The sequence below is a fragment of the Paenochrobactrum pullorum genome (assembly GCF_041929845.1).
GTDB classification, from domain to species: Bacteria; Pseudomonadota; Alphaproteobacteria; order Rhizobiales; family Rhizobiaceae; genus Paenochrobactrum; species Paenochrobactrum pullorum.
On the sequence record NZ_JBHEEH010000001.1, the window covers coordinates 611,782 to 624,974 of the forward strand.

The 13,193-nt window shown below is 50.5% G+C and carries 11 protein-coding genes; 10 read left to right on the top strand and 1 reads right to left on the bottom strand.

The genetic code is table 11. The annotated features are described in order from the left end of the window. Window positions 1-72 precede the first annotated feature (72 nt). From JNC77_RS02870 to JNC77_RS02910, 9 genes are all read left to right on the top strand, one after another. Window positions 73-1,824, top strand: coding sequence for an ABC transporter permease (locus tag JNC77_RS02870; protein ID WP_374830463.1), 1,752 nt, complete (start codon window positions 73-75; stop codon window positions 1,822-1,824). Then, window positions 1,824-2,951, top strand: coding sequence for an ABC transporter ATP-binding protein (locus JNC77_RS02875; protein ID WP_374829243.1), 1,128 nt, complete (start codon window positions 1,824-1,826; stop codon window positions 2,949-2,951). Before JNC77_RS02870 ends, JNC77_RS02875 begins: the two co-directional genes overlap by 1 nt. 71 nt (window positions 2,952-3,022) lie before the next feature. Continuing rightward, window positions 3,023-4,129 carry an ABC transporter substrate-binding protein gene (locus JNC77_RS02880; protein ID WP_374829245.1) on the top strand — a complete coding sequence of 369 codons (1,107 nt, stop codon included), beginning with the start codon at window positions 3,023-3,025 and terminating at the stop codon, window positions 4,127-4,129. A gap of 158 nt (window positions 4,130-4,287) precedes the next feature. Further along, the gene (locus JNC77_RS02885) at window positions 4,288-5,379 is read left to right on the top strand and encodes an ABC transporter substrate-binding protein (RefSeq protein ID WP_374830465.1); all 1,092 of its coding nucleotides are present in this window, start codon (window positions 4,288-4,290) and stop codon (window positions 5,377-5,379) included. 81 nt (window positions 5,380-5,460) lie between these two features. Next, window positions 5,461-6,573, top strand: coding sequence for an ABC transporter substrate-binding protein (locus JNC77_RS02890; RefSeq protein ID WP_374829247.1), 1,113 nt, complete (start codon window positions 5,461-5,463; stop codon window positions 6,571-6,573). A gap of 98 nt (window positions 6,574-6,671) precedes the next feature. Continuing rightward, on the top strand, window positions 6,672-7,514 hold the full coding sequence (locus JNC77_RS02895) for an inositol monophosphatase family protein (protein ID WP_374829249.1): 843 nt from the start codon (window positions 6,672-6,674) through the stop codon (window positions 7,512-7,514). Between the two features lie 154 nt (window positions 7,515-7,668). Further along, window positions 7,669-8,505 carry an inositol monophosphatase family protein gene (locus tag JNC77_RS02900; RefSeq protein WP_374829251.1) on the top strand — a complete coding sequence of 279 codons (837 nt, stop codon included), beginning with the start codon at window positions 7,669-7,671 and terminating at the stop codon, window positions 8,503-8,505. Between the two features lie 53 nt (window positions 8,506-8,558). Next, window positions 8,559-9,176 carry a dual specificity protein phosphatase family protein gene (locus tag JNC77_RS02905; protein ID WP_374829253.1) on the top strand — a complete coding sequence of 206 codons (618 nt, stop codon included), beginning with the start codon at window positions 8,559-8,561 and terminating at the stop codon, window positions 9,174-9,176. Window positions 9,177-9,210: 34 nt separating this feature from the next. Next, window positions 9,211-10,860 (top strand): metallophosphoesterase family protein, encoded by a 1,650-nt coding sequence (locus JNC77_RS02910; RefSeq protein ID WP_374829255.1) that lies wholly within the window; start codon window positions 9,211-9,213, stop codon window positions 10,858-10,860. 4 nt (window positions 10,861-10,864) lie between these two features. Here JNC77_RS02910 and JNC77_RS02915 read toward each other — a convergent pair whose 3' ends face one another. After that, complete coding sequence (locus JNC77_RS02915; protein ID WP_374829257.1) at window positions 10,865-11,866, bottom strand: LacI family DNA-binding transcriptional regulator; 1,002 nt, start codon at window positions 11,864-11,866, stop codon at window positions 10,865-10,867. A 297-nt stretch (window positions 11,867-12,163) separates the two neighbouring features. Here JNC77_RS02915 and JNC77_RS02920 point away from each other — a divergent pair. Beyond that, the coding region (locus tag JNC77_RS02920; protein ID WP_374829259.1) for a Na/Pi cotransporter family protein at window positions 12,164-13,193 on the top strand (1,030 nt) is incomplete at its 3' end.

A 13,193-nucleotide genomic window follows, 5' to 3' on the forward strand; every position in this document is an offset into this window, starting at 1 on the left:
CAATCTGGCTCCCAAAGATCAGATGGTAATATCAGCCGTTGGAAGAAACTGCGCTATCAGGCCAAGGTTGCCATGCGCGAACCGACAACGTTGGTTGGCATTCTGGCAGCCTTATTATTTACTTATCTTATCGTTGTTCCGATAATTTCCATCCTGATGGATTCCGTCACCGTTCAGTTCGGTGATGAGCGTCGCATTGGTTCCGAGCTTGGAAGTGGCACACTTTATTATCTCAAGCGTGCTTTTAGCTCGCCGGTAGCAGTCGATCTGTTCTGGGAGCCGCTGCGCAATACATTGATGGTTTCTGCTGGTGCCATTGTGCTTTCCATGGCGATCGGCGGCATTTTGGGTTGGCTATTGAGCCGCACCGATATGTTTGCGCGTCGCTGGTTTGCCACTGCGCTGATCGTACCCTATATGCTGCCGGCCTGGACATTTGCCCTTGCATGGACAACATTATTTAAAAACCGTACTGTTGGCGGTCAGCCGGGCTGGTTCGAGCATTTGGGTTTTTCGCCGCCGGATTGGCTGGCTTATGGACAGTTCCCGATCACTATCATTCTGGCGCTGCATTACACGCCTTTTGTCATTTTGTTGTTTGGCTCGGCACTGCGCCGTTTTGACAGCCAGCTGGAAGATTCTGCCCGTATTTTGGGTGCCGGTGGCCGCACCGTTGCTATGCAGGTGATTTTGCCGCTGATGCGTCCGGCGCTGATGTCGGCAATGGTATTGATCTTTGCCAAATGCTTGGGTGAATTTGGTGTGGCTTACGTGCTTGGTCTGCCGGTTAAATTTGATGTGCTGGCCACATCGCTTTATCGCTCGATCGGCTCGCGTCAAACTGGTGTGGCCGGTGTTCTGGCCGGTGCGATCATGCTGATCGGTATTATCACAATTTTGATTGATGCGCGTTTAGTGCGTGAAGCCCGCCGTTTTGTCACCGTCGGTGGTAAGGGCGCGATGAACCGTCCGTCCCGCCTTGGCAGTTGGCGCATTCCGGCCACCGGTTTTGCGGCTCTCATCTTCTTGTTCAGCGTTGGCCTGCCTTTGCTGACATTGCTGCTCTCCACCATCATGCGTGTGCCGGCAAGTTTTGTCTGGTCAAATTTTACGCTGGATTATTGGATTGGCGTGGATCTGCCGACTATCGCCATGCGCACCGGTATTTTGTTGAGCCCTGAACTGTGGAAAGCCGCCTTCAATACGCTGTGGATTGTTGGTCTGGCATCGGTTTGCTCCGGTTTGCTTGGAATTCTCGTTGGCTATGTGGTGGTACGCACCCCTGTCAGGCCGCTGTCGATCTTCCTGCGTCAAGTCACCTTCATGCCTTATCTTGTGCCGGGTATTGCTTTTGCGGCGGCTTATTTGTCGCTCTTTGCAGTGCAACGCGGACCAATACCAGCACTTTACGGCACCTCGCTGATCTTGATCCTTGCTCTCATGGCTGACCAGATGCCTTACGCCTCGCGTGCTGGTATTTCTGCCATGATGCAGCTTGGTAAAGATCCGGAAGAAGCAGCCCAGATCGTCGGTGCCGGTTGGTTCCGACGGATGAGCTGGGTGGTAATTCCGATCCAGAAAGGTTCGCTGGTCACCGGTATTTTGCTGCCGTTTATCTCAGGCATCAAGGGGTTGAGCCTCTTTGTCATGCTGGCGGTTCCAAGCACAGACGTGCTGACAACCTTCTCCATGCGCCTGATCGACTATCACTACACGCAAGCCGCTAATGGTGTTGTGCTGATCATCGCTGCCATTGCTTATTTTGGTACGCTGGCGGCACAAAAACTGACAAAAACTAATCTTGCTGAAGGACTTGGAAGCTGATGCCTGCAATTATTCTGGAAAATGCACAGAAAAACTACGGTGCAGGATCGCCAAATGCTGTTTCAGATTTAAATCTGGAAATTGGTGACGGCGAGTTCATGTGCCTGCTCGGGCCATCCGGCTGTGGTAAAACCACAACCTTGCGTATGATCGCAGGATTGGAGAACCTCTCCGGTGGCGAGATCAGAGTCGGCGAACGCGTCGTCGATTCCGTTCAGCGCGGCGTTTTTGTAGGTCCTGAACGGCGTGAAATGGGGCTGGTGTTTCAAAGTTACGCACTTTGGCCGCATTTGACCATTGAACGCAATACCGATTTCGGTTTGCGTTTGCGCAAAGTGCCGAAAGCCGAGCGCGAAGAACGTGTCGCCAAGGTGATGAAAGCGCTCGATATTGAAAAATATCGCGACCGCTTTCCGTCCCAGCTTTCCGGCGGTCAGCAGCAACGTGTAGCACTTGCCCGTATGCTTGCGGTTAATCCGGGTGTGTTGTTGCTTGATGAGCCTCTTTCAAACTTGGATGCGCGTTTGCGTCTGGAAATGCGCGCCGAATTGAAGCGCATTCATGAAGAGTTCAAAACGACGATTGTTTTCGTCACTCACGATCAGTGGGAAGCGATGACTTTGGCCACCACCATTGCGGTGATGAATGAAGGCACATTGCAACAAATGGGCACACCAAACGATATTTATGATCGTCCGGCCAACCGCTTTGTTGCTGAGTTTGTTGGTAGCCCGCCGATCAATATTTTTGAACTTGGCGGCAGACTGGATAGTCCGGTTGATCAATATGCGCTTGCCTTTTTACAGCAAAAACTGGGGCAAAACGCATTGATTGGCTCACTGGGTTTGCGGCCTGAGGCTATTCAGATTGTACGCAGCCATTGTGAGGTACCAGCCGACGCTTTCGTCGCAGAAGCGCTGGTGACCGGCATTCTGCCGACAGGCGGCAGCTGGATTATCGAACTGCGCTGTCAGGGAAAAACCATTTTCACCACCACGACAGAAGCGCCGAAACTCAACATCAATGAAGCCGTGCGGTTTTATGTGAAGCCGGAAGAACTGCATGTGTTTGACCATAATGGTCAACGTTTGGGTGAAGCCGATCAGTTCTTTCGTCTGGCAGCTTGATGACAACTGAGCACAGCGGCAGGGTAATCTGCTCTGCCGCTGATTATCGGGGTTTTACAGTGGAGATTTCCATGCGTTTATTATTGTCTGGTGCAGGTTTGTTTGCATTGTCTGTTTGTGGTGCTTATGCCGCTGACGGGCAGGAGACGGTCACAAAAAAAATGCTTGAGGCTGCGAAATCCGAACCTGCCATGACGGTTTATGCCGTCACCGGCAAAATTGTGGATACCGCACAGGCTTTCAGCAAAAAATATGATCTGAATGTAACGGGCAAAAAGGTCAATGAAGCCGGTCAGGTGGAATTGCTGATCCGTGAGCATCAGGCAGGCAGTGTGCTGGGCTCTGTATCTCTGGGGGCAGACGTAGCAACCATTGCAGCTGAGCTGGCACCAAAAAACATTGTGGAAACCTATTTGCCGGATGGTTTGGCAGAAGTTTTACCGGAAGCCGCTAAAGACCCGCTGGCTTTTGTTAATGATGCACATGTTTGGGCTTATAATAGTGAAGTTTATTCGTCCTGCCCAGTCACCAATGTGTGGCAGTTAACAGATCCGGAATGGTCGCAACTGGTCAGTCTGATGGATCCGTTGGAAAAACCAACCTATCCGGATTGGTTCAACCAGCTGGAAACCCATCATGATGCGGCAATGGCTAAAGCTTATGAATCCCATTACGGCAAGCCGTTTGATGCGGCACAAGGCAGTGCAACAGAAGCTTGGGTCAAGGCATTTGCCGCCAATGCGCCGCTGGTGGCAGATTCATCGGGTGTTTCCGGTGCTATCGGTGCGCCCGGTCAGGAAAAGCCATTCTTCGGTATCATTTCGGTGGCGAAATTTCGCGACAATAAAGACAAAAATTACAGCCTGACGATCTGTCCGGATATGAAGCCGTTTTCGGGTGTGCTTTATCCGGGTTTGGCAGTGATTGCCAGCGGCACCAAGAGCCCGAATACAGCCAAACTCTTTATCAATTATCTGCTGTCGCAAGAAGGCATGGAGCCGCAATTGGCGGATGGCAAAACGCCGACCGACCCACGCATTGAGATGCCGGCTGATGAACCTTCCAAAATCACATCCATGATGGGGCAAATGATGCCGTGGGATTCCGCGTCTTCCATCAGCGACCTCGATCGCCGTCAGGACTGGCAGGATATCTGGCGGATGAACTATCGCCGATGATTGTAAATTCGGCTGTCGTTGGTCGGGCGACCGCAACATAGTAGTTTTTGAACGGGGCGTGTCTCTTAAAAACATATATTGGGGAACACCAAAAATATGAGCACGCTGATAACAACCACTAAGGGAGGGGAGTGCGTATGAAAAAATATCTGACAGCTATGCTGGCCGGCCTGTTGCTGGCTTCAACCGGTGCTATTGTTGTGAAGGCAGAAACATTTGATCTGGATGCGATGATTGAGGCTGCCCGCAAGGAAGACCCGATTACGATCTATGACAGCACCGGCAAGATCGTTGATATGGCGAATGCTTTTTCTGCCAAATACGGTGTGCAGGCCACCGGACAGAAAGTCTCTGCCAATAATCAGCTTGAAATGCTGATCAGGGAAAACCAGGCAAAGAATGTCAAGGGTGATGTCGCCTTGCTTACTGATACACCGGCGGCTATTGCGCAATTATTACCGACACATGTGTTGGAGAGCTATCTTCCGTCTGATATGGCATCGGATATTCCGCAGATTTATCAAAACCCATTGGCTATTTCAGTCAATGTGAATTTATGGGTTTATAATACGCAAGCCCATGAAACATGCCCGATTAAGAATATCTGGCAGCTGGCTGAGCCTGAGTGGAAGGGGCTGGTTGCTGTCGTCGACCCGCTGTCGAAGGGTACTTACACTGATTGGTTCAATCAGCTGGCGACTTACGGCAATGATAAAATTGCACAAGCTTATCAGGATTATTATGGCAAACCATTGGTGCTCAGCCAGAAAACGGCAGCGGCTGAATGGCTTGCTGCTTTTGCAGCGAATGGTCCGTTGGTTGCCGATGCTGATGATCGTGTTTCGGAAGCTGTCGGCGCACCTGATCAGGCAAAACCCTTTGTCGGTTTGCTTAGCTCCGCCAAGTTTCGTGATAATGCGGACAAGGGTTATAAGCTTGGTTTATGTAAAGAGCTTAACCCTTGGGTGGGCTGGACATATACAAAACTGGCACTTATTGCCAAAGAAAGCCGCAGCCCGAATGCAGCACGGTTGTTTATCCATTATTTGCTGACTGAAGAAGGCATTGCCCCTCAGATGGCAGACGGGAAATTTCCTACCAATAAAACAATTTTAATGCCTGCGAATGAACCGTCAGGGGTCGCTGATGTGTTTGATAAATTATTTCCTTATCAATCCGCTTCAGGGCTTGAAGATTGGGATCAACGGCAGGACTGGCAGGATTTTTGGCGAGTAAATTACCGCCGTTAAACAGGTGTGACAGTTAATTCCGATCAATCGTCTGCCGGAAGATGCACCCAAATACACCGGCATTTAGTGAAGGATAACACGATGAAAAAGCAAATTTTAGCACTGATGACAGGTGTCATGCTTGGTATCAGCGGCGCTTCGGCAGTCATTGCAGAGGAATTTGATCTGGATGCCCTGATTGAAGCCGCACGCAAAGAAGAGCCGATCAATGTCTATGACAGTACGGGTCGTATTGTTGAAATGGCTGATAATTTTAGCAAGCTTTATGGTGTCAAAGCTGTCGGCCAAAAGGTGAAAGCCACCGCACAGCTGGAAATGATTATCCGTGAAGCACAGTCCGGTAATGTGCGCGGTGATGTGTCGATCATCTCCGATGTGCCTGCTGCCGTGGCGCAGCTCATTCCGATGAAATTTGCCCAATCATGGATGCCGGAAGATCTTAAAGGCGATGTACCGGAGCAATTCCAGAACCCGCTGATCGTGGTCAACAGCGCCAATGTGCTGGCCTATAATACCAAGCTTTATGACAAATGCCCGATCACCAATATCTGGCAGCTGACCGAACCAGAATGGAAAGGCAAGCTTGCCATGCAGGATCCGCTCGGCAAGCCATCTTATACCGACTGGTTTAACCAGATGCGCAGCTATAATGATGATGCCATTAAAGCGGCCTATGAGAAGCATTATGGCAAGCCGCTGGAAAACAATTTTGAAACTGCGACAGAGGCATGGGTTGCCGCCGTTGCGGCCAATGCGCCATTGTTGACCGATGCAGATGCAGCCGCAGCACAGGCCGTTGCAGCACCCGGTCAAAAAGATCCGTTTGTAGGTATCATTGCATCGGCAAAGTTCCGCGATAATGATCAGGCCGGATATTCACTTGGCCTTTGTCATGGCATTGATCCGTTTATCGGCTTTATGAATTCCGGCGCCGGTATGATTATGAGTGGTTCGAACAGCCCGAATGCCGCGAAGCTTTTCATGCGTTATGCGCTGACTGCTGAGGGCATAGCCCCGCAGGCAGAAGACGGAAAAATTTCAACTAACACAACGGTCAAACTGCCGGATGACGAACCGTCAGGCATCAACGCTTATGTGGATCAGGTACTCAGCTATAATCCGGCAACGGCACTTGATGATTGGGATGCCCGTCAGGACTGGCAGGATTTCTGGCGCGTTAATTATAAAAACTAACGAAAAGATGGATATCGCCGCGCTGCTTGCGGGACAATGTGAGAGCAGGCAGCGCGGAGGCACAAATAAGACAAAGCCTGAAGGCCGGAGGAAAGATCATGAGTGCACTTCAAATGGGCAAAAGCCGGTTGCTGGGCGAAACTGCACGCAAGGCAGTGGAGAAGGTGAAAGAGCCACTTCTGGCCGCTTTCCGCTCACAGATGGATGTGGATTTTAAACGGGATCGCCATGATCCGGTGACCGTACATGACCGGCGTGCTGAAGCGATGATCCGCGAGCTTGTCTTTAAAGAGGTGCCGGATTCCACATTTATGGGTGAAGAAGGCGGCTCGACCGGCGATGGTGAAGTGCATTGGTATGTTGATCCGATTGACGGGACTGCCAACTTTGCCCGCGGGCTCGCTTTTTGGTGCATCTCTGTGGGTGCTGTAATTGGTGATGAAATTGTCGCCGGTGCCATTCTTGATCCGGTAACAGGCAATTTGTTCGAAGCGACGACAGAAGGCGCGACATTGAACGGGTGCCCCATGCAAAGCCGAGGTGTGGCGCAAGAAAAACATGCGGTGCTGATTACCGGTTATCCGGTCAATCGCGATTTCGATATTGATGGCGATGAGCGGGCACTGGCACGCTTTGGTGAACTGACCAAAACTTATGCGACCGTGCGCCGTCCGGGCAGTGCAGCTTTGAGCCTTGCCCATGTGGCCGCTGGTTGGGTGGATGCGGCGGCGGGTTTTAGTGTGAACCCGTGGGATGTAACTGCGGCCATTTTGATCGTACAAAAAGCCGGCGGATCTTACCGGCCGTTTGACTTGAGCGGGCACAATGAGCATCAGCGTATTTTTGAAATGCCTGCTTATATTGCCACCGGTCAAGGTGCTGATTATCCGGTTCTCACACGTATCGCGGAAGAAATTGCAGCACAAAGAAGTGCTCCGTAATATTAATTGCAAAGCTGTGCAATTCGTCGCGTTGATTTAATATTCATAACAAGGTTTATAGGCGATAAATTGGTATAATTACCTTGAAAATTAAAATGCACACTTGTGCAATCTATCGCTTTATCAAGCCTCATGCATTGAAAGTTTCTTATCCATGACTGTTACAGTTCATCATCTTGATCAGGTTGCGATTGATCACCGTGCCGATTTTTGCATCCAACTGGCACAAAGTGCGGCAGCATTGGCACTGGAAGGTTTTCAGCGCCAACAAGGACAACCTTTTTCGATGAAAGGGCCGCAGGATTTTTTGACTGAAACAGATGGCAATGTGGAGCGCCACATTAAAGAACACTTGGCTGCAAACTTTCCCGATGATGGTTTTTTAGGTGAAGAAACCGGTGGTACACCGGGAAATATTGCATGGGTGGTCGATCCGATTGACGGCACCGCCAATTTTGCCCGCTCCATCCCGCATTTTTGCATTTCCATTGCTTTTATTGCGCAAGGTGAGGTGCAGTTTGGTGTCATTATCAATCCGGCACTGGATGAAATTTATTTTGCCCGCAAGGGGCAGGGCGCGTTTAAAAACGGCCAGCCGATTCATGTGTCTGCGACAAGCAATATCAGCGCGACCAGTTTTGAACTTGGTTGGTCGAACCGAGTGCCGCAGGAGCATTATTTGCGTACTTTGACCGATCTTTTAAACGCAGGCAGCAATGTACGCCGTGGTGCATCGGGTGCGCTGGCCTTGGCATATGTGGCAGACGGGCGCAGTGATGGTTACGCCGAGTTGCACATGAATTCATGGGATTGTCTGGCGGGCCTTTTGCTTGTGCGTGAAGCGGGCGGTGTAACGGGGCCATTTCTGTCGCTTGATGGTTTGATGAAGGGGGCACCGGTGCTGGCTGTAACACCTGCGGTTGCTGATTATCTCTCCAAGGCTAGCCGCATTGAAATTCTCGAAAGTGCCGACCTTTTAAAGCAGAACTAACAGAGCGGTTTTTTGAAACAGCTTTTCATTCGAATAAGGGATAAGTGTAAGATATGACTGATAAACCAACACGTCACTATGATCGCCCAGTGATTAGCCCGATTTATAAAAATATGCCGGGCTATGGAGTTGATCTATATGTCGGTGGTCGGGAAGGTGCGTCTAATGTTGCACTTTTAAAGGAGCATGGCATCACGACCGTGCTCAATTGCGCGGTTAATCTGGATTTCAATTATGTCGGTGAAGCGGCAGCTGATGCCACGATGGGTGTGGAGTTTGGTGCAGCACCAATCCGTTATTACAAGCTGGGCATTGTTGACGGGCCGGGAAATCCGCAAACCATGATGTTGGCCGGTTATTTTCAGCTGAAAGGCGCGCTCGATCAGATTTTGCCCGAAAAAGCTTCTTATCCAATGCGTGAACGCGGCAATGTGCTGGTCAATTGTCGTGCGGGTCGTTCGCGTTCGGTCGTGCTGGTCGCCCTTTATTTGCATATGCAATTACGTGAAGAGTTTCCGACATTGGAAGATGCCATCAACCATGTGCGTCGCAAGCGCGAACTGCATCCGGATGAATGGCATGAAACCCCAAAACCGATGTTGATTGAAGCCGCAGAACGCACCGCTCGCTGGGCGCGCATGATTGAAGATGATATTGCCGCTAATCTTTGAATGATGTTGATGGCATCTGCTGGTCGCAGGTGCCATGTTTTTAGGCACTCCTTTTGTCCGTTTCAAAGGTCGTTTGATGTTTCGTATTGCTGTGATTGCCGATCCGCATTTTCATGACACTGAATGGCAACCGCAGGGTTCCGACCTGAAGCGCGCTTGCCGTAGCTATCAAGATACGGCTAATTCTACCCGTGTTTTTAATGAAAGCGCACCGGCTTTACGTGCGGCTTTGGACAAGGCGGTGAGTGAGGGTGCCAAACTTGTGATCATTCCGGGTGATCTGACCGATGATGGTCAGCGCCACAATATTGAAGCGGCATTGGCTATGCTGCGCGATTATGCGTCCCGCTTTGACCTTCGTTATTTTGCGACACCGGGAAATCATGATTTTTATGCGCTTCACGGCCGTCCGCAGCGCAAAGAATTTATCGGTAACGATGGTGCGCGCATTGTCTTGGATAGTGCGCCGGTTGAGGCTGGCGATGGTGCTTTATCGATCGCGGAAATGGCGACAATTGGCACGGAAGAAGCATTGCGTCTGATGCCTGATCTTGGTTTTATGCCGGATGTGCGCGATATTTATTGGGAGACGCCCTTCGGGCTCAATCCTGATTATGCCAGTCGCTATCATGTAGTGAGAAGCGTTGATGATGCACGTGAGTGCGCGTTGCTGGATGCTTCATATCTGGTTGAGCCGGTTGAAGGGCTTTGGATCTTATCTTTGGACGTCAATATTTGCGTGCCTAAAAAGGATGCAACGGATTTTAGCGACCCATCCTCATTTATAGACCCGACCAATGGCGGTTGGCCGACCTTGCTGCAATCACGACCTTATTTGCTGACATGGATGCAGGATGTCGCCAGACGTGCGCAAGAACAAGGCAAGACATTGATTGCCTTTTCGCATTATCCGGCACTCGATCCGCTGGCGGGAACGGCTGTGAAAGAGCGCGCACTTTTCGGCTCTGTTGGATTGGCACGACGTGATCCGGGCGCAGATGTGGCACAAAAATTTACGGCCACCGGTGTGGGCTTTCATCTTTCCGGTCATTTGCATGTCAATGATACTGCTTATTTTCATGATGGAGTGCAAGGTTTTTACAATATCGCAGTGCCCTCGACTGTCGGTTTTGCGCCAGCAATGAAAATGCTGGAGCTAGATGGTGTGAAAGTGCATATGCGAACGCTGTCGCTGGCGGATGCATCCGGTTTTGATGTGGCTTTTTCAGCCTATCATCGGGAGGCAGCAAAGCTTGGGGAGCCGCTTAATCAGGCAGCCGAAGCACCTGATTTCGGCACCTTTATGGATCGCCATTTATGCGATCTGGTGGAAGCACGTTATTTTCCACGTGAATGGCCGCAGGATATGAGGGCATTTGTTGAAACCAACAGCTTTGCCGGATTGGCGCATTTGCTTTGGGGGCAGAGCAAGAATTTCAGGGGTGATGATTTGCCATTGATGGTCTTTTGTCAGGATTGGTACCGATTACGTAAAGCGGCTGATCTGGCGTTTGCTTTTATTCCGCCTTCACGAATGGCGCTTTATCAAAGTTGGATGACGCAAGCTGCAACCATTGATGACGCGCCATTGGCGCAAAAATTTAAAATGGTGCTGGAGATCATGCAGGCTTATAGCGAGCGTCTGCCGACCCGTGATTGTGTGCTGGATTTGAGCCGAATTTAAAACTTCAAGGCCGGACAGAACGTCGCCAAACCGTTTGCAGCGGGAATTTAATCTGCGGCGGCAGACTGGTATTGTCATGCAGGCTGGTGGCAATGGCAAGCGCCATTTCCTCCAAAGGCTGGCGGAAAGTGGTCAGTTCATAGGATTGCCAACTGGCTTGCGGAATATCGTCAAAGCCGATGATGCATAGGTCTTGCGGCACATTAAGCGAAAAATCACGCTTGGCAGCATCCATAAAACCAAGCGCCAACAAATCGGTTACACAAAAAACGCCGTCAGGGCGTTTGGGTGACGCCAGCACTAGGCGTGCTGCTTCTATGCCTGTGGCATAACCGGTAGGCCCTGCACGACAAAGATTGACCGACAGACCAATTTCACCGGCAGCTTTGATGAATGATTGCTCGCGTAACACAATACTTGCGGTGCCGGCGGTTGAACTTACGAGGGTTAAATCTTTGCAGCCGGCGCGTTGCAGCATCAAAAGGGCTTGTTCAGTCGCAGCCGCATTATCAACCATGATTTGCTCGGTGCCTTCCGGCAGGTCGTCACGATTGATCATGATAACACGCTGGCCGTTATTGATGCAGGTTTCCACCAGTGAGCGGGAAGGGCTGCCGGAGACGACAACAGTGGCATCGGCACGATAATTGAGGGTCTGGCGTAATGCATTTTCAATGGCATGATGCTCGCCCGAGGTGTTGAGCACCATCACCACTTTGCCGATTGCTTGCAGGTGACGGGTGGCAGCCTCCAGAAAACTGGATTGATAGGGCGTATTAATTTCAGCAATGATCAGACATACAATGCCGGACTGATGACGGATCAGGCCGCGCGCCAGATGGTTGACGTGATAGCCAAGCTCATCAGCTGCTTTTAAAACTTTAAGACGGGTAGCTTCGGAAACACTTGCCCCTTTGGTGAAGGTTCGTGAAACAGCAGAGCGAGAGACACCTGCACGTTCTGCAACTCTTTGGGCACTGATGGGCATGCGGGGTGGTTTTGACAAGGGCAATTTCCGGTTATTTATCACTGTGCACGGTTGCACAAAATCATTAAAAGGTGAAGCACAATCAGACGTTTGATTTTTATAATTCTTCTCTTTTGCATCAGCTATGCTTCATTTGTATGACAAGGCGTCACTCTATCGTTTTATAAGGCTTTATGCGCTGAAATTTTCATTCACAACTGGTTTTTAACGGTGCTGAAAATAAGTTGAGCCGGAGTTTTATCTTTCATTGCACAGCTGTGCAAAAAATGCCAGATTAGTTAGCTGCACGCATGGTCATGAGGGAAGGACAAAAAGATGCAACCAACAATTCAGCTGATTGATTTGCTCGGCGCTGCCGCTTTGCTGTTTTGGGGTTTGCGTCTGATAAAAACCGGTGTCATGCGTGCTTTTGGCCCGATGTTGCGACAGTGGATTGCCAGAGCCACAAAAAATCGCGTGCAGGCGGCTTTTTCAGGGTTTGTCGCTACACTTTTGTTGCAATCCAGCACGGCGACAGCGGTAATTACAGCATCTTTTGCCGGTAAAAATTTACTGAGCCCGCGGATGGGGCAAGCAGTCATGCTGGGGGCGAATGTCGGCACTGCCATTGCGGCGATTATTTTGTCGATGAATGTCCATTGGCTGGCAAGCGTGTTTATTTTTCTGGGCGTTTTCATTTTTTCCAACCGGCAAAGCACGATGGGCAAAGGCGTTGGCCGTGCGGTCCTGGGTTTGGGTTTAATGTTGCTGGCTTTGCAATTGATGTCTGGGGTGACAGAGCCGCTGCGTCATTCATCAATGATTGCAACGCTTCTGTCCGCGCTTGACGATGCGCCGCTTTTTGCGTTGATTTTTGCTGCAGGTCTGGCAATTTTAGGTTCTTCAAGTCTGGCTGTGGTCATCTTTGTGATGCTGTTGGCAAAGGCTGCGATCATCACGCCCGCGCTTGGGCTTGCACTGGTGGCGGGCGCCAATGTGGGTGGTGCGGTTCCGCCTTTATTGGCTGTGACAGGTGAGGGACTGGAAGCCCGAAGGCTTGCTTTTTCCAATCTTTTAGTGCGTGCTTTCGGGGCGCTGGCTTTGTTGATCATGGCCAAACCTTTGGCAGAATTGCTGACCGGCTTTTTAAGCGATGCGTCACAATTGCCGATTTATGCGCATTTATTTTTTAACATTGCACTGCTTGTTTTGTTCTTACCGCTTCTTGCACCGGTGGGAGCTTTAACAGAATTGTTGATGCCCAAAAATGCCGGCAATGATGAGGTGACGTCCTCCTATCTTGATGATCATTTGCTGGAGATACCAAGCATGGCACTGGCGGTGGCTGCGCGTGAAACATTGCGGG